Genomic DNA, 19520 nt, shown 5'->3' on the forward strand with positions numbered 1-19520 from the left:
GATGATGCGGCTCTACCTGCAGGACCTCATCCGCCTCGACCAGCGCGTCCGATTTCTGCTCGCGGGCGGCTTCGCCTCGGGCGTGAGTTGGGCATCACGCTTCCTGTTCAACACCGTAATGCCGTTCGCGCTTGCGGTCGCCACAGCGACCGCGCTCGGCATGGTGATTGGCTTCCTGATCTACCGCAGCTTCGTCTTCCCAGGCTCGTCGCGATCCCTTGCCGCGCAACTCGGGGGGTTCCTCCTGGTCAATCTGATCGGGGGACTCGTCACCGTGGCGGTGGCGATTGTCGCACGCGATGGGCTGTTGATGCCGCTCGGCCTTACAGAGATCGCGGCGCCTGCCGCGCACGCGATCGGTATCATGGCCGGTGCCGTCGCCAACTATATTGGACACAAGACGGTCACCTTCAGGACGGCCTGAATGCTCCTCCGAGAGCGCTGATCATGCCCCCGTGCTGCTGTCCCGCGCGCGGCGTCAAAACGGACTGTCGCGCATCCGCGGATCATCCCCTCGCGCCTTGCCGCGCACGTTCGTCGGCTGGAGCGGCGCGAGACCCGCCGAAGCCGCGCCGGTTAGGCCGAATCGCGCCGCCTGGAGCCCTTCGTTCCGGAAGGCCGGGGATGCTTCGCCTCACCCGAGCCAGACGCCGCGATTTCGCGATCGCTGAGGTGTCGGCAACGTCGTGTCGAACGGTGGTCCGAGCGGCTTCGGCTGGTGCGGTCGTCTTGATCCTGGAACCGCGCGCTTATCCCCGGAATCGGCGGTCGATTCGTTGCCGCGCAGCCAGGTTGTACTGCGCGTCGCGAGCGATCAGGAGGTCGAGCGGTCGGTTCGCTAGCAACCGATCCCGTTAAGCCGCGCCCCGCTGGCGCATGAGCCAGCATCCAGCGAGCAGAGCGGCACAATTGCCAGAGATGAAGACCGCGAGGATCGAGAAAACCAGGCCGCTGCCGATCGTGGAGATGAACGCAACGAGAGCCGCTGCGAAAGCCGAGGCGATGATAAAGACCATGTCTGGGCATCCTCGCTTGGAGCAATCGCCAGCTCACGCCGATCGCGAACTCTCCTCGTCAATCGTTACAGAAGCGTAAACAGTAATTTGCCAGCGCAGCACCTCGGTAAGGCCGACCACCGGACCCCTATCGCGACGACGCTCATGAGCGGTGAACTGGACCGCGTCGCGCCTCAGCCGATGCAACCGAGGACGGCGCCGAGCTCGGCCCCCGGTCTCAACGACGTCCCCGCCGGCACGGCAATCGGGATCTCCTGACCGCAGCTTGGACTTGAGCAAGGCAGCAGCGATCGCGTCGCGCGAGAAACCCGATGGCATCTGCGGGGAACCGCTCAGGCAACGGGGGCCTTCATTGAGCCGGCGCGTGTTTGGGCCCTGCGCCGCGGGTGCGCCGTATGCTCAGGGGGCCGCGACCCTTGGCGACCGGACCGAAGGCGTAAAGCGGCCTCGGCCGTGGCGGCCCGCGGGAGCCTGACGCGCGTCGCGTCGACAGACATCAGAGCAGATCAGACGATCGGACGGCCGTCTCGTGGGGGGCTTGATCTGTTATACCGCGCGGTATTCCGACTGACCGGACGGTGTATACTGATACCGAACAACCCTCCTTCAGCGAGGTCAGCTGAATGGCTGTCCCATTTTATCGACACGCCCTCCCGGCTTGCTACGCTGAACGTGTCGCGTCGGTTCTCGCGAGTCCCTTTCTCACGAGCGGTCCGCGGTGCCAGGAGGTCGAAACGACGCTGCGCCGCTTCTTCGGGGTCGGGAGCGCCAAGCTGACGTCAAGCTGGACGCAGGGCGCGGTCGCAACTTTGCTCGCCCTCGATATCGGACCGGGCCACGAGGTCATCGTTCCTGCCATGACATTCGCCGCGACAGCCAATGTCGTCCGGCAAGTTGGAGCGACACCGATTTTCGTGGACGTTGATGCGCGAACGTTGCTCATGAACCTGACCCAGGCAGGGCAGGCGGTGACCACGAGGACCAGAGCCGTCATCCCGGTTCACCTGTATGGCCAGATGGTGGATATACCGTCGCTCAGGGCCGTGATCCCCGAGTCGGTCAAAATCATCGAAGATGCGGCGCACTGCTTCGAAGGCACGCGAGACGGCCGGCGTCCGGGCCAGCTCGGCGATGCAGCGATCTTCTCGTTCTACGCGACCAAGAATGTGACCTGCGGCGAAGGCGGCGCCGTCGTCACAAACGATTTGGCTCTGGCGGATGCCTTGGCTCAGACCGTTCAACACGGCATGTCGGCGAGCGCGGCCCGGCGATTCGAGGGGCACACCTACCGCCATTGGGACATCGCCCGCTTGGGGACGAAGGCCAACCTCCCGGATTTGCTCGCGGTCCTTCTGGAGCCGCAGATCGCTGAGATCGACCTGCAACTGCAAATCCGGGAACGTCTCTGCAGACGGTATGAGGCTGCACTCGCGGGCACGCCCTTCAGGTGGCCGACCATCGACGCCGACGCTGTCTCGGCGCGGCATCTATTCCCGATCCACGTTCCGGGCGGGGCGCGGGATGCCGTCTTGAATGCTCTCGGCGAGGCCGGGATCGGTGCGACCGTGAACTATCGCTGTGTTCCCTCGCTGAGCCTGTACCGCACCGCGCAAGCGCAGCTTCGTTTTCCCATCTCCTGGCACTGGGGCGAAGGTACGCTCTCGCTTCCGCTATACCCGAGCCTGCGTGAGGATGAGCAGGACGAAGTCATCGCGGCCCTGCGGCGTTCCATTGCGACAACGGGCTTATCGGGCGCCGAGCCTGCACCGATCGCGTTCTGATCACACTTCGGTGTCTCGCATCCCTTGGGTGTGCTCCAGCTGTTCGGCAACGGTGTCGGATGGCCGGGACAAGGCGGGCGTTCACGCCCGATGGCCAATGCGAAGCCGCAGCGTACCTCGCTGAACGGGCGCTCGCCCCGCGTTCCCGGTCGGCAGGATCGATGCGGGCTTCTTCCCCCGGCCCGGTTGCGTCCCTGTCCGATCAGGCTGCCGAGATCGCGCGGTCGCGTTCGTTTGCGCGACCGAATGCCCCGGAGCGCGACGTGCAAGAATGGCCATCGGCATCTTCGCGGAGAGGCCCGAGTGAGCATCGCCGTCACGGCAACAGCGTCACCCAGGCTTGAGCAGCGCTCTAAGATTCTGACTGCGTCCGTGCGCGGCGCTTGAGGTCGGCCATCGCGAAATAGGCCGACGCCTTCCGGAGAAGCTCATTGGCCTGCGCGCCGGGTGTCGAAGCGTGTGCGGCGGCGAAGCGACCGGGAGCAGCCGGTGCGTCCGGGGCCGTCGCGTCGGACACCGGTCGCGAACCGTACATTTCGAGCATCAGGGACGCCGATGCACCCAGGATCAGGCCGAACACGACGCCGAGCCCGAGGAATTGAGCCCCGTTGGGAAACACGGCCCGGAGCGGAGTCGTCGCCGACTGAATCACACGAATGTTCGTCAGCTTTGCCGATCTGAGATCGGCATTGATTTGCTCCTCGGTGGTCCGCTTCGCGTAGAGTTCCGCATTCAAGGTCGCCTGAGCGACATCGCGTTTCAGCCTCTCGAATTCGGTTTGTTTGCTCACAAGCGTCGTCAGGTCTCGGTTGACGGTGCTGATCTCCTGCTCCTGCTGCTTGACGAGATCGAGAAGGCCGGCGATCTCGGAATTGACCTTCAGCAGCGCCACCATTGAGTCCTGATAGACGCGCACCATCAACAAAGGCGGGTCGCCCGCGCCGGCCGTGTTCTCTGAAGGGCCGCGTGACGGCGACCGACCTTTCTCGTCACCGCCGAGATTTTCGACCAGATTCGACACGAACGGAGATTGTGTCACCGGCTTGAGAAGTCGCAGCTGTGCGACAAGCGCCCCTTTTTGACCCTGTTTATCGACCAGCGAGCTGCGCGTTGCCGTCAGAGCCGCCGCAATGTCGCTGGCCCGATGCAAAAGCAGGCTTCGCTCATCCTCCACGGAGTACATTCGTTCGCGGCGGGAGAAATGCTCCAACAGTCGGGAGCGCATCTCCACTTCTTCGTTGAATCGCTTTTTCTGCTCGCGAAAGAAATCGATGGCGCCCGGCGTATCGGCGAGACGGATCTGGCGCTCGATGAACGATTCGGCGACGGCGTTCACGAACGCCGCCGTCAGACGTGGATCCGTGTATTGAAACGAGATTTTCAGGACCTCGGAATTGGGTTCAGTCCGCACCGTGAGGCGTCGGCTCAGGACGGAGGCGACCAGATCGATATCGGAGATGCCTGAGTCCTTACCCCCAGCGTTCTCCGGGACTACTCCCTCTGTGTCACGCCGGCCATGGACGATCTGCCTCAGCCATCCTCCCAATCCGGGAAGGCGGGATTGGCCGACGCCTTTGAATTTATCGAGCCCGACGCGATTGATTGCGCCGCGAACGACATCCTCACTTTCTGCGATTCGAGCTTGAGAGGTGATCAACTCAAGCTGTTTCCGGCTACCATCGGAAATATTTTCCGAAGCTTGACTGACAAGAAGCGATGTCGATGCTTCATAGACCGGTGCGATCAACAAATAAGCAGATAAAAACAGGGCAATACCGGCGCCCACCGCCAGGACCATCAATGCCTTATGTTTCCACATGCATCGCAACACCGTGCCTATCGAAGGCTTCATGTCTTGATCGTGCAGCATAAACGACATCCTGCTGGCGTGCGCTCTATTTATATTCGAGCCGCGGACTTAACGGCGAAACTAAAAAACGCACAAATTACTGCGAGCGTTACTCCATTTTAAGGACTTGATATTTTCTGCGATTAGGCGTTCATTCAAAAGTCGGCGCTTAATCGCTAGTGCTAAAGGATATCGTGACCTTAGCAGGATTCATGCCTGAATTGCAACAACGCTCTTTATTCGCCCTTCGAGGCGAGACGTATTATATTTGAATTGGTGCTGGAACGCTCGTTTGGAAACGAAATCTTTCCATGAAGATCGCCGTTGCACAGGCCGTGCAAATCATCGCGCCCTACATGCTTGCCGTATCCGGCCCATTGGTGCTGTCAGCGACACAATTCGTTCTGTCAGTCGTTCTTGTCCATCTGATGAGCCCGAAGGACTTTGGCACTTTTTCGTTCCTTATGGTGACATCACAATTTCTGATGAGCTTTTCCGGCGCCTTTCTGTGTGCCCCCCTTCCCGTCGTGATGGCGAGAGCCGGCAAAACAGGCGATGCCGCTACTGTCCGGTGTTTGTTTGGTGTAAATATCATCATCGGCTTATTGGTTTTTATAGTGCTTACTGCGCTCAGTGCTGCTCTCGGGATTGAATTACTACCTGCAGCCCTATTCGGAGGGTTTGCAAGCCTGACAATGCTGCGCTGGTTCGGTCGCGCCTATGTGTATGCGATCGGCCTGCCGCAACGTGCCGCCCTGTCCGATATCGTATCCGGCGTCGTCCTCGGCGTCGGCATCGGGTTGATCGCGTGGCAGGGCAGCGCTTCCCCCCTCTTCGCTTACGGATTTCTGATGCTCAGTGCAGCCGGCGGTCTGCTGGCGTTCGGGCCTCGTCATCTCGCGGAACAGCTTCGATTGCCCCGCCTCGAAGAATTGTCGCGCTATGGTGCCGTCTGGAAAGAGCATTCGAGCTGGTCGCTGCTCGGACTGGTCACGACGGAGGCCACCGGCAACACACATGCTTATTTCGTGACCCTGATCTCGGGTGCCGTCGCCTTTGCGGCGCTCGCGGCGAGCGCACTCCTGATCCGGCCGGCCATCATCCTGATGAACGCCCTCGGAGAATTCGAGAGACCGCGTCTCGCACGGCTCGTCGCCCAACAGCGATGGAGCGACGTCGATCGCACGCTGTCCCTGTTTCGATTCATTCTCATGAGCGGCTGGTTCGCAACCTTGGGCCTCGGCGTCATCGTTGCCTACTTCGCGCCCTCCCTTCTGTTTTCGAAAGACTACGATCTGCTTTATGTTCAGAAGGCATTTGTCCTGTGGTTGGCGATCATGGGCCTCCGCCTTGTCCGCACCCCGGAAAGTATCTTGCTGCAAGCCGCAGGGCAGTTCCGGGTGCTGGCTTTCTCAAGCGTCTACTCGTCGGTAATCTCAATCATCCTCGTCGTTGTCATGGTCTGGGTGGTGGGGCCGCTGTACTCGATGGTCGGCGTTCTCGCAGGCGAGGCGATCTTCACGCTGGCTGTATGGCGCGTCGCGCGTGCCTGGCGCTGGAAGGGCAGGCAGGCGTCTCCGCACGTGCAGTTGCCGTGAACGCGTGCAGTCTTCGCGATCACCGCCGCAGACGGTTCATCGTGGCCAGCCGGACGCGCCCGGGCGGCACGGGGCGCGCCGGTCTGCGCCGCTGACGGTCGCCGCGCCCGGCACGACGCCTGCCCCGACCCCGGTTCACCATTCCGAGGGCGGTCTGCAACTGAACTGTGGACTCACCTCGAAGACACGGCGAGCGCTTTCCGTGAACGCGGAGGCCGTCCACACTTGGGTCTGGTGCCGCGGCGGTCTGTCTTGCTCAGATGAGCGGACGGTCTCGCTGCGCTGCGGCCGCCGATCTCGGCGTCAGGCTCCTGACCGTGCGCAACGGGATCGACGGCCCGCGTGATCGCGAGATGGACGCGGCACCCGCAGAGCGGCTGGAGGGCACGGCTGCCGCGCTGAGGCGCCTGCGCGGCGCGAACGCCGTGCAGCGTCGGGACGGCTCGAGACACATCATTTCATCCTGAGCCATAGCCCGTCCGAAGCCGACTCGATCTCGAACAGGCGAAGGGCACGAAACGACCAGCCCGGTGAGACGGAGCCATCTCGGAGATCGAAAGAGGCGAGATGCCTGGGGCAGAGCAGCCGTCCACCGACGCACTGGCCGAGAGACAAGTCTGCCCCCTCGTGCGGGCAGGCCCGCTCGGCGGCTACGATCCGCTCGCCATCGCGCACGAGAAGCAGATGGTATCCTCGGACGGTGATCGCCACCGAGTTCCGCCCGGCGAGAAGGTCGTGCGGGCCGAGGCAAATCCGCTCTGGCCCTTCCGTCTCAGCCACCGAGATAGGCGTCCCGCACGTGGGGATCGGCGATGAGGTCCTGCCCGCGCCCCGCGAGGACGATGCGGCCGGTTTCGAGCAGGTAGACGTAATCGCAGAGTTCGAGGGCCGCGAACGCATTCTGCTCGACGAGCAGCACGGTCGTGCCGGCATCGCGGATCGCCCCGATCACCGAGAACATCCGCTCGACGATGTTGGGGGCGAGCCCCAGGGAAGGCTCGTCGAACAGCACGAGCTTCGGGCGCCCCATCAGCGCGCGGCCGATCGCCAGCATCTGCTGCTCGCCGCCCGACAGCGTGCCGGCCGCCTGGTCGCGGCGCTCCGCGAGGCGCGGAAACTCCCCGTAGATGCGCGTCAGGTCAGCCGCGACCGCCGCCCGGTCGCGGCGGAGATAGGCGCCCATGGCGAGGTTCTCGGCGACCGTCATCTGCGGGAAGACGCGCCGGCCCTCCGGGCAATGGGCGATGCCCGCCGCCAGGATCCGGCGGGGCTCCGCCCCCGCGATGTCCCGGCCGGCGAACCGGATCGTGCCGGAGCGCGGCGCGACGAGGCCGGAGATCGCCCGGAGCGTCGTGGACTTGCCGGCCCCGTTCGCACCGACGAGGGCCACGAGTTGGCCCTCGCGCACGTCGATCGTGAGCCCCTTGAGCGCCGTGACGTGGCCGTAGCCGCAGACGAGGTCGCGGATCTCAAGCATGGACCGCCTCCTGCGCGGCAGCGGCGGCCTGCCGGGCCGCGCTGCCCTGGCCGAGATAGGCCTCGATCACCGCCGGATCGCTGCGGATCCGGTCCGGCGGCCCCTCGGCGATCAGGCGGCCGTAATTGAGGACGACGATGCGGTCGGAGACCTCCATCACCATCGGCATGTCGTGCTCGACGAGCAGGATGGTGACGCCGCGCTCCCGGATCTGCCGGATCAGGCGCACGAAGACCCGCGTCTCGGAGGCGTTCATCCCCGAGACCGGCTCGTCGAGGAGCAGCATGGCGGGCTCGGTGGCGAGCGCCAGCGCCACGCCGACGAGGCGCTGCTCGCCGTAGGCTAGGGCGCCGGCCTTCTCCTGCGCCCGGCCGGCGAGCCCGACCCAGTCGAGCAGCGCCGCGGCGCGGGCGCGCAGCTGCCTCTCGCCGGCCCCCGCGCGGCCGAGGAGCGCGTCGAGAACGGGCGCGCGGCCCGCGGCGGCGCCCATCTGGTGCAGGCCGATCATCACGTTGTCGAACACCGTGTCGTCCGGGAAGACGCTGGTGCGCTGGAAGGTGCGGGCGAGTCCGAGCCGCGTGATCGCGTGCGGCGGCAGGCCCTTCAGCGACGTGCCGCGGAAGCGGACATCGCCCTGGCTGGGCTTGAGGAAGCCCGTCATCACGTTGAAGGCCGTGGTCTTGCCAGCCCCGTTCGGGCCGATCAGGCTGACGATCTCGCCGGCCTGGACGTCGAAATGCAGGTCGGCGATGGCGACGAGGCCGCCGAAGCGGACGCCGACATGCTCGACCGAGAGGATCGCGCTCATCGCTGCACCGCCGGGTTGGCTTCGAGGACCGGGATCGACCGGACCTGCCGGCGGCCGAGCAGGGCCGAGAGACCCGGCACGATGCCTCGCGGCATCACGAACAGGATCACGATCAGCACGAGGCCGTAGACGATCCACTGCGCCTCCGGCGCCATGACCGGGCGGAGCGCCACCGGCAGCAGACCGAAGATCAGGCCGCCGACGACCGGGCCCATCAGGCTGCCCTTGCCGCCCGCCACCACCATGATGACCATGGTGACCGTGGTGGCGAACAGGAACACGTCGGGATCGATGATCCGCAGGTAATGCGCGTAGAGGCTGCCGGCCGCGCCGGCCATCGCCGCCGAAATCACGGCCGCGACGGTCAGCGTGCGGGTGGCGTTGATGCCCACCGAGAGCGCCAGGGACTCGTTCTCCTTCAGGCCCCGCATCGCCCGGCCGAAGCGCCCGCCGACCAGGCGGGCGATGATCAGCCAGCACAGCGTGCCGACGGCCAGCACGAGGTAGTAGTTCTGGAGCTTGGTCTTCAGGGTCCACATCCCGAGGCCCGGTAGACCGAGGGTGATGGCCGGGATGTTGGTCAGCGCCAGCGGTCCCTGCGTCAGCTCGACCCAGTTGAGAGCCACGAGCCGTACGACCTCGGCGAAGGAGATCGTCACGATGACGAAATAGGCGCCCCGCACCCGGAAGGAGAGCCGCCCGATCAGGTAGCCGCAGCCGCCCGCCGCGACCGTCGCCAGCAGGAACCCGACCGCTGCCGGCCACGGCTCGTGGACCGCGCGGATGCCGAACCCGAGATCGACGTCGAAGCCGAGGCTCGTCAGCGCGCTGACATAGGCGCCGATGCCGAAGAACGCGATGTGGCCGAGGCTGAGCTGCCCGGTAAAGCCGAGGAGCAGGTTCAGGCTCATGGCGCCGATCGTCAGGATGCCCGTCACGATCAGCGCGTTGAGGAGGTAGGGGTTGGCGCCGAGACCCAGGGGCAGGGCGACGAGGCCGGCGAGCAGGGCGAGGGGGAGAAGCCGGGTCATCCGATGCGCTCCGCCTTCGCGAACAGCCCGGTCGGCCTGTAGAGCAGGACTGCGATGATGATCAGGAAGCCCATCGCGTCCCGGTAGCCGGAGGAGACGTAGCCGGCCCCCAGTTCCTCGGCGAGCGCCAGGATGAAGCCGCCGATCGCTGCGCCGGTGACGTTACCGAGCCCGCCCAGGATGACGATGGCGAAGGCCTTCAGCTCGGCGAGGCCGCCCATCTGCGGGAACACCACGTAGACGGGACCGAGGAGCGCGCCGGCGGCCGCCGCCAGCGACGAGCCCAGCGCGAAGGTCGCGGTGTAGATCCGGCGGACGTCGACGCCCATCAGCGCCGCCGTGTCGGAATCCTGGAAGGCGGCGCGCATGGCGAGCCCGAGCTTGGTCCGGTTGATCAGCGCATAGGTCAGGGCGATCAGGGTCAACGCCGCGCCGAGCACGAACAGCCGCAGCCACGACACCGAGACCGGGCCGATCTCCAGCGGCGCCTCCGGGAAGGGCGCGGGGATCGCCTTGGCGACGCCGCCGAAGGTCCAGAGCGTGCCCGATTGCAGGATGATCCCGGCGCCGATCATCACCAGCATGGTGGTGTCGATGTCCGAGCCCCGGAACGGCCGCAGCAGCACCAGCTCGATCGCGGTCCCGAGCAGGAGGCCGCCGAGAATCGCCACCGGCAGCGCCAGGAAGAAGTTCAGCCCCAGCGCCGCGACCGCGAGGTACATGACGTAGGCGCCGACGGTGTAGAGCGCGCCGTGGGTGAAGTTCACGACGTTCATGATCCCGAAGATCAGCGTCAGCCCGATCCCCAGCAGCGCGTAGGTACCGCCGAGGATGAGCGCGTTGACGAGGTGCTGGACCAGTTCGTTCATGGGCTTCTCCTGGCAGGTTGCGTGCCGGACGACCGGCGCCTCGCTGCGTGCGGGGACACGCGGGTTGCCAATTCGGGAGCCGGCACCGCGCGTCTCCCTCTCCCGCAGCGACGATGGTCACACATCTTCGTTTTGCACCGCCGCGGGCCGGAGAGCGCGACAGGCCCCCTCTCCCGTGCGGGAGAGGGTTGGGGTGAGGGATGAGAACTCTTCGGATCGAGAGCGCGATCGATGCGCGACAGGACGCGCCTCGTTCTGAAAGCTCTCGTCCCTCACCCTATCCCTCTCCCGCTCGGGAGAGGGGACCCGCGCTCGGTCCTGAAACCGCGTGGCCGAACCCGATGTGTGATTCTGTAAGCCCCCGCCGAGGGGGGAGGGACGGCGCGCGGCGGCAGCCCTACAGTGCCGGCACGATCACCTTCCCGTCCTTGATCTCGATGAGGTAGACGTCGGGCTTGCTCTGCCCGCTCTCCTTCCCGGCGGGGCCGGCCTTGGCGAAGCGGATCGGACCGTTGAGCCCGACGAAGTCGACCGACCAGAAGGCCTTGGTGATCGCGGCCGGATCGGCCGAGCCCGCCTTCTCGATGGCGTGGGCGATCGCGCGGATGCCGTCGTAGCCGCGGAAGCTCTCGGTGACGCCGGCGAAGTCGAAGCCGCGCTTCTTCCACGCGGCGATGAAGGCCTCGGTGGCCTTCGGGTCCGGCGTCCTGTCGGGCGACCAGGGCAGGAACGTCGTGAGGTGCATCGTGCCGTCGGCGGCCGCGCCGGCCTGGGCGATGATCTGGTCCGGGTTCTGCGATCCGCCGGTGGTGATGACCCGCTTCTTCAGGCCGAGCGCCGCCATCTGCTTGAACAGCAGCACGAGCTGATCGACCGAGCTCGTGATCATGATCGTGTCGGAATCCGAAGCCTTCAGCTTGGCGAGCTGCGCGCTCATGTCCTGCGCGCCCTGGTCCATGGTCTCGACGAGGCCGACCGCGACGCCCTTGTCCTTGAGCATCTTGCCGAAATCGGTCGCGGCGCCGCGACCGAAGTCGTTGTTGAGGACGAGGAAATCGACCTTCTTCAGCCCGAGGCGGCCGACCATCGGCGCGAAGGTCTCGGCCTCCAGCGACGAGGGCGGCGAGATCCGGAACACGTAAGGGTTGCCGGAGGTCGTGATCTTGCCGGACGAGGAGGTCTCGACCAGCATCGGCGTCTCGTAATCCGCGAGCTTGGGCATCACGGCGAGCGTCAGGCTGGAGCCCCAGGCGCCCATCATCACCGGGGTCTTGTCGCTGGTGATCAGCTTCTCGGCGACCGCGGCGGCCTCGGTCGGGTTGCTCTTGTTGTCCTCGATCACGAGTTCCAGTTTCTTGCCGAGGACGCCGCCCTTGGCGTTGATCTCGTCGGCGGCGATCTTGGCGCCGTTCACCACGTAGGTGCCCGAGGCCGCGAACGGCCCGGTCAGGGGCTCGTTGACGCCGATGCGGATCGCGTCCGCCCGGGCGCCCGTCGCCGTCAGCGCCAGCAGGATCGCGGTCGTGAGGGTGAACCTGCTGGGCATTCGCGTGTCTCCGGTGCGTTGAGGCGGGGTGGGATCAGGCGCGGCCGAACCACGCCGCGAGGCGCGCGCGGGCGAGGCCGAGGAGCAGGCGGAGCGGGTTGAGGCCGGCGGGGGCCGGGGTCGCGACGCCCGAGAGCCGGGCATCTAGGTTGCGGGCGAACTCCGCCGCGATGCGGCCGGCGAGGTCGCGCACGAGGCCGGGGCGACCGAACTGGGCGAGCGGCCCGGTCAGGGTGTAGCCGACGTCGAGCGCGACCCGGGCGGTGCCCGGCGCCGGTCCAGCCTCGACCCGGTAGCGGATCCGGCCCTCGGTGGCCGAGCGGCCGCCGGAGTCGGTTCCGGCGCCGTGGACCGAGCCGGTCCGCGCCGCCTCCTGCCGCGTGAGGCGGGCGCGACCGTGAAACGTCGCGGCGATCGGCCCGATCCGCGCCTGCAGGCCGCCCTCGACCGCGTCGGGCGCGGGCCGCGCCGTCAGGACCGCGCCGGGCAGGCAGGCGGCGACCGCGTCGATATCGCCCAGCAGCGCGAAGACGGCCTCCGGCGGATGCGCGAGGTCGACCGCCTGCGTGAAGCTGTGAGCCGGCTCAAAGGTGTCGGACAGATCCGCCACCGCGGCGGGCGCGACCGGGGCGAGGGGCTTGGCCGGCGGAGTCAGGGGCGCGACCATCGCCTCGCCGACCCGCGCGCCGACCGGGCCGAGGGCGCGCGCCGCGCCGGTCTCCGGGGGGATGCCGCGCCCGCGCCGGTCCGCGATCACCGCCATCACGGCCCGGACGATGCCGGCATAGCCGGTGCAGCGGCAGAGATTGCCCGACAGGCCGACGCGGATCCGCCGCTCGTCGGCCTCGGGCAGCCGCAGGACCAGGTCGCGGGCGGCCACCAGCATCCCGGGCGTGCAGTAGCCGCACTGGAGCGCATGCTCGCGGTTGAAGGCGGCCCGCAGCTCGCCCGTGATCGCGTCCGTGTCGAGGCCCTCGATCGTGGTGACGGCGGCGCCCGCGCAGGCGCCCGCGAAGGTCAGGCAGGCGCGGGCGGGCTCGCCGTCGAGCAGCACCGTGCAGGCGCCGCAGACGCCGTGCTCGCAGCCCAGATGCGTGCCGGTGAGGTCGAGCCCGTCGCGCAGCACGTCGCCGAGATGGCTGCGTGGCTCGGCCGCGACCCGGACGGCGCGGCCGTTCACCGTCAGCGCGAGGGCCATGCGGGACGCCCCGGGTTCGGCCAGCGCGGCGCTCATGCGGCCTCCGGAAGGGGCTTGGCGTGGGGAACGCGCCCGGCCGCCGCCACCGCGCGGGCGAGACCGGTGACGTGGATGTGCCGCTCGACCGCGTCGGCCATCCCGGCCTCCCGCAGGGCCTGATCCGCGACCCGGGAATCGAAGCGCGCGGCGAAGTCGGCGCCGATGCGGCCGCCGAAGAGCGGGCGCGCATCGGCCAGGAGCACGGGCGGCCCCTCGACCGCGCCGATCACGGCCCGGCCCCGGCCCGCGCCGGGTTCGAGGCGCACGGCTCCGATGGCGTGGGCGAACTCGCCGATCTTCGCACAGTGCTTGACGTAGCCCCAGGCGGCGCCCGCCGGCAGCGCCGGCACGCGCACGGCGACGAGGATCTCGCCCGCGCCGAGCGCCACTTCGAGGGCGCCGGTGACGAAGCGCTCCACCGGCAGGGTGCGGCGGCCGTTCCGGCCCGCGATCTCGACCTCGGCACCGAGGGCCGTCAGGGCGCTGACCCAGTCGGCGGCCGGATCGGCGTGGACGAGGCTGCCGCCGACCGTGCCGCGGTTGCGCACCGGCCGGTAGGCGATCGCCGACGCCACCCGCTGCAGCGCGCCGCCGGTGACGTCGGCAACGCGCCCGTCCTCGATGTCGGCATGGGTCACGCAGGCCCCGAGGACGAGCGTGTCGCCCTCGACCCGGGCTTCGTGGAGCTCGGGGATGCCGGTGATGTCGAGGATGAGATCCGGCTCGACGAGGCGCAGGTTCAGCATCGGCCCGAGGGACTGCCCTCCCGCGATCAGCTTCACGTTGCAGGTGGCCTGTGCGAGGCGGTCCAAGAGCGCGGCGAGGCTGCCCGGCCGCTCCCAGGCGAAGGGTGCGGGCTTCATGCGGCCTCCCGCGCGGTCTCGGCGGGCGCGCGGGCGGCGAGCACGGCCTCCACGATGCGTCGGGGGGTGACGGGGGAATGCAGCATCTCGACGCCCAGCGGCGCCAGCGCGTCGTTGACGGCGTTGGCCAGCGCCGCCGGGGGCGCGATGGCGCCGCCCTCGCCGATGCCCTTCTGGCCGAAGCGCGTGTAGGGCGAGGGCGTCTCCATGTGGTCGATGCGCGCCATCGGCACGTCGGCGGCGCCGGGCAGGAGGTAGTCGGCGAAGGTCGAGGCGAGCGGCTGGCCGCGCCCGTCGAAGCGCACCTCCTCGAACAGCGCCGTGCCGATCCCCTGGGCGAGGCCGCCGTAGATCTGGCCGTCGACCACGAGGGGATTCACCAGCGTGCCGCCGTCCTCGACGATGACGTAGTCGAGGATCTCGACCGCTCCGAGATCGGGATCGACCGCCACCACGGCCGCGTGCGCCGCGTACGAGAAGGTGCCGGAATCGCGCACCGGCTTGTAGCCGGCGGTGACTTCGAGGCCGCCGGGATCGGTCTCGGGCGCGAGATCCTGCGGGCGCCGGTACCAGGTGCGGGCGATGGCCTTGAGCGGGACGTCGCCCGTGGGGCCGACGACGTGGCCGCCCTCGAATCGGCACTCCTCGGGCCGCGCCTGGAGCAGGTGGGCGCCGATCCGCACGGCGCGGGCGCGCAGTTCCTCGCAGGCCGCCGCGACCGCGCCGCCGGCCATCACCATCACGCGCGAGCCCCAGGAGCCGGTGGAGTAGGGTGTCATCGCCGTGTCGCCGTGGACGAGACGGGTGCGCGCCACCGGCACGCCCAGGATCTCGTGGGCGACCTGGGCCAGCGTCGTCTCCAGGCCCTGGCCGTGGGAATGGGCGCCGATCCGCAGCTCCAGGCCGCCGTCCGGGGTCAGGCGGGCGCTGGCCTGCTCGTGGCCGGGCACCATCGGGATCCCCCAGCCGGAATAGACCGAGGTGCCGTGCGCCGCCTGCTCGCAGTAGATCGCGAGGCCGAGGCCGATCCGGCGCCCGTCCGGCTCGCCCTGACGCTGGCGGGCGCGGACCGCCTCCACGTCGATTGCCTTCAGCGCCCGGGCCAGGGCCTCCGGGTAGTCGCCGCTGTCGAAGTGCTTCTTCGTGATGTTGTCGAACGGCATCTGCTCGGGCCGCACGAGGTTCTTCTCGCGCACCGCCTCGGGCGGGATCCCGGCCGCGCGGGCGACGGCGTCGAGGACGAGCTCCAGGGCGAAGCAGACACCGGTGCGCGCCACCCCCCGGTACGGCAGGATCGAGCACTTGTTGGTCGCCACCGACCACGTGCGGCAGCGATAGGCCGGGAAGTCGTAGGGCCCCGGCAGGATGCTGGCGACCTGCGCGGCCTCCAGGCAGGCCGAGAACGGGTAGGCCGAGTAGGCGCCGGAATCGACCGTTGCCTCGCAGTCGATGCCGCGCAGGGTCCCGTCCCGCTCCGCGTAGGCGGTGATGCGGTAATGGTGCTCGCGGCAATTGGCGTTGGCGGTCAGGTGCTCGCGCCGGTCCTCCAGCCAGCGGACCGGGTGGCCGCAGCGGAGCGCGAGCCACGCCAGCGCCACGTCCTCGGCGAGCAGGATCGCCTTGTAGCCGAATCCGCCGCCGACATCCGGCGAGACGATGCGAATGCGCCCCTGCTCGATCCCGAGGCACTCCGAGAGGCCGTTGCGCACGATGTGCGGCATCTGGCTCGCGGTGTGGACGACGAGCTGGTCGAGGCGGTGATCGAGATTCACCACGGTGCCGCGGCCCTCGATCGGCGCCATGCATTGCCGCCCCGTCGAGATGGTGCGGCTGACCCGGATCGGCGCGTCGAGGGCGCTCTCGATGCCGACGTCGACCAGGGTCTCCAGGAAGACGTTGTCGCCCCAGTGCTCGTGGACGAGGGCGGAGCCCGGCTCGCGCGCGGCCAGCATGTCGTGGATTGCGGGCAATTCCTCCAGGTCGAGCACTACGGAGGCGGCGATGTCCTCGGCCTCCGCGCGGGTCGGGGCGACGCACATCGCCACCAACTCGCCCACCTGCCGGACCTTGCCGGTGGCGAGCACCGGCTGCTCGGAGACCTTGAAGCCGGGCAGCCCCGAGACGGCCCGGATCGGCAGCACCCCGTCGAGGTCGGCGGCGGTGAAGACGCGGTCGCGGCAGGCTTCCGGCACGTGGATGGCGCGGATCCGGGCATGCGCCATCGGACTGCGCACGAAGGCGACGTCCTGCAGGCCCGGCAACCGAAGGTCGCCGACATACTGGCCGCGCCCGCGCATCAGGCGGTCGTCCTCCTTGCGGGGCAGGGAGGCCCCGACGCCTTCGCGGCTCATCGGGCGCCTCCGAGAAGGTCCTGCGCGGCCCGGACCAGGAGGCCGTCGGGCCGGCGGAACCCGTCGAGGATCGAGAAGTGGTCGGCGCCCGGGACCGGCAGCAGTGCGCCCGGCGCGTGGGCGGCGCTGCGCAGGGCGTGGAGGTTGCGTGCGTCGTGGACGAGGGCGGGCAGCTCCCGGCTGCCGTAGGCGATCGTCATGGGCTTCGGCGTGACCGCCAGCCGCAGGGGCGACAGCGTCTCGATCTCGACCTCGGTCAGCCCGAGCTTCTTGTTCAGGTAGGTCTCGCGGATCGGCGCGAGGTCGTAGACGCCGGAGATCGCCAGGACCGCGGACACGGCGGGATGTCCGAGGTGGAGAGCGGCGAGGTGCGCCCCCGCGGACCAGCCGGCAAGGATCGTCGGGCCGCCGATCCCGCGCGCCGGTCCGTACACGGCGAGCCAGTCGAGGGCGGCCCCGATCTCGGCGACGATACCGGTGAGGCTCGCCTCGGGTGCCAGCGTGTAGCCCGGCATCGCCACGGACCAGCCGGCCGCGTTCAGGCCCTCAGCGAAGCAGGCGAAATCGGCCCGGGCGTTGCGCTGCCAGTAGCCGCCGTGGACGAAGACGAGGCAGGGCGCACCCGTCTCCGTCGCCGGGTAGAGGTCGAAGCCCGTGCGCGCTCCGGCGGCGTAGGGGATGTCGAGCCAGTCCGGATGCGCGGCCCGGTAGGTCGCGGAGGCCGCGTTGCGGGCCGCGACCTGCGCGGCGCTGTCGGGCACGCCCGCGTTGTTGTCGTAGCAGGCGCCCCGGGCCGCCGCGTCCAGGCTGTCCCAGCGGTGGCGCGGATCCGGCGGTGTCGGGTCGTCGAGGACGATGGCGGGCATCGGCGCCACCTCAGGCCGCGATCGCCTGGGGCAGGATCGGCGAGTCGGCCTCGAATCGCTTCCCCGCGCGCAGGCAGAAGGCCGGGCGCAGCAGGCGGTCGGCGATCACCCGCGTGTCCTCGTTGTCGCGCAGCAGGAAGCGGCCGCGGTCGTCGTGCAGCACCGAGACGTCGGCCGCGTATCCGATCTTGAGGGCGCCGATCCGGTCGCCCATGCGCAGCATCTCGGCCGGATGCGACGTCACCATCGGCACCACGTTCTCCAGCGGGATGCCGAGCGCCATCATCGAGCTCATCGCCTGGGTCAGGCTGAAGCGGGCCTGGCCGAGGAAGGGATGGTTCTCGTCGTCGTGGTGCTCGTCCGGGGTGCCGGCGGGCTTCTTCACCTCGGGGACCTCGGTGTTGTAGCCGTGCATGTCGGCGCCCAGCGTGTAGGGGATCACGCCCGCCGGCAGCGAGGCGCGGGCCACGCGGTAGGAGAAGTGGCTCCCGTGGCCGACATCGACCTTCAGCCCGGCCTCCATGGCCCGGCGGATGATGTGGTGCACCTCGCCCTGCTCGTTGATGAAGCCGCCCGGGTGGCGGGTGAAGGGATGGGCCAGCACGTCGCCCGGCCGCAGCAGGGGGATCACCCGCTCGACGATGGTGTCGGCATCCTCGCCGTTGGCCCCCGATTCCGGGAGGCCCCAGAGCTGGCCGAAATGCACGTAGAGCGGCAGGTCGGCGCGCCGGCTGATCTCGGCGGCCATCTCCATCACCTTGATGCCCCAGCGGGCGAAGCCGCCGATCTCGGCATGGCCCTTGATGCCGCGCACGAGGTCGCGGTTCTCGGTGGCCGACTTCACCGTCGCGTCGATATCGACGCCGTCCGGGCTGTAGAGGTTCGGGTAGAAATGCCCCTCCAGGCCACCGACGAGGTAGGCCGACAGGAAGGCGAGCACCTGCGTCTGCGACCGCTCGGCGATGAAGTGGCGGAAGCCCGGCAGGGTCATGCAGGACGGGCCGCCCTGGTCCACCACCGTCGTGACGCCCGAGCGCACGCCGACCATGTCGGGGTTCAGGCCGAACCGGCCGGTGACGTACTGGTAGACGTGGGCGTGGGTGTCGATCATGCCGGGCAGGACGAGCTTGCCCGTGACGTCGATGACCTCGGCGGCGGCCGAGGGCAGGATCGCCTCCGCCACGGCGGCGATGCGCCCGTCCCGCACCGCGACGTCGCGGATGCCGTCGATGCCGGAGGCCGGGCAGATGACCCGCCCGCCCCGCAGAACCAGATCGTAGCGGCGATTGTCCATGTCGACCTCGTGGTCCCGGCCGGCGCGCGCCGGCCTCGCCCTTGCCAAAAGCGAAGCATGCTTCGTATTCCGGCGTTGCACGCGGCGTGCCAAGACTGGAACCGTTCTGCGGAGTCGGACGATGGATGAGGGTCTGAACGCCGGATTCGCGGCGGGGTCGGCAAGGGCGAACGGGGCGGCGGACACGCGGCACTGGCCTCTGGGCGAGCGCCCGGGCTTCCTCGCCCGCCGCATGCACCAGATCCACGTCAGCCTTTTCGCGGAAAGCTGTGCCGCGTTTCGCGTCACTCCGCTGCAGTACAGCCTGCTGTCGCTGCTGCGGGACCTGGCGGAGGCCGATCAGACGACCCTCGCGAGCGCGGTCGCCCTCGACCGGACGACGACGACCGGCGCCCTGAAACGCCTCGCGGCGCGCGGCCTGGTGAGCCGCTCGACCTCGCCCCTCGACCGCCGCGCGCAGGTCTGTCGGCTGACGGAAGCGGGGGCCGCGCTCCACAGCGCGATGGAGCCGGCGGCGCGGGCCGCGCACGCCCTGACCGTCGAAGCCCTCACCCCGGCGGAGCAGGACACCCTGACCCGGCTCCTGCGCCGCGTCATCGCGGGGCACGAGCACCGGCGCGGCCAGCCCGACATCGTGTAGGGCGCGGCGCCTGCCTAAAGAAGACACAGATTGTTCTGCGTCGAAGAGTTTCGAAAGGTTCCTTATCCCAATACCTTCGGGAAAATTGGACGGGTATTCCATTTACAGAGCGCGCGCCGGTTGCGCATAAATACGGCATGACATGCCCACAGGGCGTGCTGAGCTGATCACCCGACGCATCTGAGCTTCCCAGCCCGGGGCGAATGCCGGCATCCGACAATCGTTCTGCTCACCAATGCCCAATGGGCGCCGCCGGGCGGACGCGTGGTTGGCACATGTCCTGCGTGCGGTGAG

The 19520-nt window shown here is 68.5% G+C and carries 16 protein-coding genes; 4 read left to right on the plus strand and 12 right to left on the minus strand.

The genetic code is table 11. From position 1 onward, the window contains the following. The first annotated feature begins 1 nt into the window (after position 1). Positions 2–424: a GtrA family protein gene (locus PQI07_RS15925; RefSeq protein WP_051044675.1), complete on the plus strand. Its 423-nt coding sequence runs from the start codon at positions 2–4 to the stop codon at positions 422–424. A 1215-nt stretch (positions 425–1639) separates the two neighbouring features. After that, positions 1640–2797 (plus strand): DegT/DnrJ/EryC1/StrS family aminotransferase, encoded by a 1158-nt coding sequence (locus PQI07_RS15930; RefSeq protein WP_274926946.1) that lies wholly within the window; start codon positions 1640–1642, stop codon positions 2795–2797. Between the two features lie 352 nt (positions 2798–3149). On the opposite strand, the gene PQI07_RS15935 is transcribed toward PQI07_RS15930, so the two are convergent. Continuing rightward, positions 3150–4667 (minus strand): GumC family protein, encoded by a 1518-nt coding sequence (locus PQI07_RS15935; protein ID WP_274926947.1) that lies wholly within the window; start codon positions 4665–4667, stop codon positions 3150–3152. 290 nt (positions 4668–4957) lie between these two features. On the opposite strand from PQI07_RS15935, the gene PQI07_RS15940 reads away from it, so the two are divergent. After that, a complete protein-coding gene (locus tag PQI07_RS15940) occupies positions 4958–6244 on the plus strand; it encodes a polysaccharide biosynthesis protein (RefSeq protein WP_274926948.1) in 1287 nt (428 codons plus the stop codon). A 453-nt stretch (positions 6245–6697) separates the two neighbouring features. Here the strand turns inward: PQI07_RS15940 and PQI07_RS15950 are convergent, their stop codons facing one another. The 11 genes from PQI07_RS15950 to PQI07_RS16000 all read right to left on the minus strand — a co-directional run bounded on the left by PQI07_RS15950 (position 6698) and on the right by PQI07_RS16000 (position 18586). Beyond that, entirely contained in the window at positions 6698–7024 is a 327-nt protein-coding gene (locus tag PQI07_RS15950; protein ID WP_083935975.1) for a Rieske (2Fe-2S) protein, read from the minus strand. After that, positions 7017–7721, minus strand: a complete 705-nt coding sequence (locus PQI07_RS15955; protein ID WP_274926949.1) for an ABC transporter ATP-binding protein — start codon at positions 7719–7721, stop codon at positions 7017–7019. Before PQI07_RS15955 ends, PQI07_RS15950 begins: the two co-directional genes overlap by 8 nt. Beyond that, on the minus strand, positions 7714–8529 hold the full coding sequence (locus PQI07_RS15960; protein ID WP_043347347.1) for an ABC transporter ATP-binding protein: 816 nt from the start codon (positions 8527–8529) through the stop codon (positions 7714–7716). Before PQI07_RS15960 ends, PQI07_RS15955 begins: the two co-directional genes overlap by 8 nt. Further along, positions 8526–9560, minus strand: coding sequence for a branched-chain amino acid ABC transporter permease (locus PQI07_RS15965; protein ID WP_043387759.1), 1035 nt, complete (start codon positions 9558–9560; stop codon positions 8526–8528). Before PQI07_RS15965 ends, PQI07_RS15960 begins: the two co-directional genes overlap by 4 nt. Beyond that, positions 9557–10429 (minus strand): branched-chain amino acid ABC transporter permease, encoded by an 873-nt coding sequence (locus PQI07_RS15970; RefSeq protein ID WP_274926950.1) that lies wholly within the window; start codon positions 10427–10429, stop codon positions 9557–9559. The genes PQI07_RS15965 and PQI07_RS15970 overlap by 4 nt, the downstream gene beginning before the upstream one ends. A gap of 397 nt (positions 10430–10826) precedes the next feature. Continuing rightward, positions 10827–11975, minus strand: coding sequence for an ABC transporter substrate-binding protein (locus PQI07_RS15975; protein WP_274926951.1), 1149 nt, complete (start codon positions 11973–11975; stop codon positions 10827–10829). 34 nt (positions 11976–12009) lie between these two features. Then, positions 12010–13209 (minus strand): xanthine dehydrogenase family Fe-S subunit, encoded by a 1200-nt coding sequence (locus PQI07_RS15980; RefSeq protein WP_274926952.1) that lies wholly within the window; start codon positions 13207–13209, stop codon positions 12010–12012. After that, positions 13206–14075, minus strand: a complete 870-nt coding sequence (locus PQI07_RS15985; RefSeq protein ID WP_274926953.1) for an FAD binding domain-containing protein — start codon at positions 14073–14075, stop codon at positions 13206–13208. Before PQI07_RS15985 ends, PQI07_RS15980 begins: the two co-directional genes overlap by 4 nt. Beyond that, positions 14072–16426 carry a xanthine dehydrogenase family protein molybdopterin-binding subunit gene (locus PQI07_RS15990; protein ID WP_274926954.1) on the minus strand — a complete coding sequence of 785 codons (2355 nt, stop codon included), beginning with the start codon at positions 16424–16426 and terminating at the stop codon, positions 14072–14074. Before PQI07_RS15990 ends, PQI07_RS15985 begins: the two co-directional genes overlap by 4 nt. Continuing rightward, entirely contained in the window at positions 16423–17292 is an 870-nt protein-coding gene (locus tag PQI07_RS15995) for an alpha/beta hydrolase (RefSeq protein WP_274926955.1), read from the minus strand. The genes PQI07_RS15990 and PQI07_RS15995 overlap by 4 nt, the downstream gene beginning before the upstream one ends. 10 nt (positions 17293–17302) lie before the next feature. After that, entirely contained in the window at positions 17303–18586 is a 1284-nt protein-coding gene (locus tag PQI07_RS16000; protein ID WP_043387769.1) for an amidohydrolase/deacetylase family metallohydrolase, read from the minus strand. 121 nt (positions 18587–18707) lie between these two features. Between PQI07_RS16000 and PQI07_RS16005 the strand changes: the two genes are divergently transcribed. After that, entirely contained in the window at positions 18708–19226 is a 519-nt protein-coding gene (locus PQI07_RS16005; protein WP_274926956.1) for a MarR family winged helix-turn-helix transcriptional regulator, read from the plus strand. Positions 19227–19520: the final 294 nt, after the last annotated feature.

The organism is Methylobacterium sp. 092160098-2 (assembly GCF_028920805.1).
GTDB classification, from domain to species: domain Bacteria; phylum Pseudomonadota; class Alphaproteobacteria; order Rhizobiales; family Beijerinckiaceae; genus Methylobacterium; species Methylobacterium fujisawaense.

Bases quoted from the DNA above. Each gene is read 5' to 3' on its own strand.
- PQI07_RS15925 (WP_051044675.1), top strand. From the start codon at position 2: ATGATGCGGCTCTACCTGCAGGACCTCATCCGCCTCGACCAGCGCGTC.
- PQI07_RS15930 (WP_274926946.1), top strand. From the start codon at position 1,640: ATGGCTGTCCCATTTTATCGACACGCCCTCCCGGCTTGCTACGCTGAA.
- PQI07_RS15935 (WP_274926947.1), bottom strand. From the start codon at position 4,667: ATGCTGCACGATCAAGACATGAAGCCTTCGATAGGCACGGTGTTGCGA.
- PQI07_RS15940 (WP_274926948.1), top strand. From the start codon at position 4,958: ATGAAGATCGCCGTTGCACAGGCCGTGCAAATCATCGCGCCCTACATG.
- PQI07_RS15955 (WP_274926949.1), bottom strand. From the start codon at position 7,721: ATGCTTGAGATCCGCGACCTCGTCTGCGGCTACGGCCACGTCACGGCG.
- PQI07_RS15960 (WP_043347347.1), bottom strand. From the start codon at position 8,529: ATGAGCGCGATCCTCTCGGTCGAGCATGTCGGCGTCCGCTTCGGCGGC.
- PQI07_RS15965 (WP_043387759.1), bottom strand. From the start codon at position 9,560: ATGACCCGGCTTCTCCCCCTCGCCCTGCTCGCCGGCCTCGTCGCCCTG.
- PQI07_RS15970 (WP_274926950.1), bottom strand. From the start codon at position 10,429: ATGAACGAACTGGTCCAGCACCTCGTCAACGCGCTCATCCTCGGCGGT.
- PQI07_RS15975 (WP_274926951.1), bottom strand. From the start codon at position 11,975: ATGCCCAGCAGGTTCACCCTCACGACCGCGATCCTGCTGGCGCTGACG.
- PQI07_RS15980 (WP_274926952.1), bottom strand. From the start codon at position 13,209: ATGAGCGCCGCGCTGGCCGAACCCGGGGCGTCCCGCATGGCCCTCGCG.
- PQI07_RS15985 (WP_274926953.1), bottom strand. From the start codon at position 14,075: ATGAAGCCCGCACCCTTCGCCTGGGAGCGGCCGGGCAGCCTCGCCGCG.
- PQI07_RS15990 (WP_274926954.1), bottom strand. From the start codon at position 16,426: ATGAGCCGCGAAGGCGTCGGGGCCTCCCTGCCCCGCAAGGAGGACGAC.
- PQI07_RS15995 (WP_274926955.1), bottom strand. From the start codon at position 17,292: ATGCCCGCCATCGTCCTCGACGACCCGACACCGCCGGATCCGCGCCAC.
- PQI07_RS16000 (WP_043387769.1), bottom strand. From the start codon at position 18,586: ATGGACAATCGCCGCTACGATCTGGTTCTGCGGGGCGGGCGGGTCATC.
- PQI07_RS16005 (WP_274926956.1), top strand. From the start codon at position 18,708: ATGGATGAGGGTCTGAACGCCGGATTCGCGGCGGGGTCGGCAAGGGCG.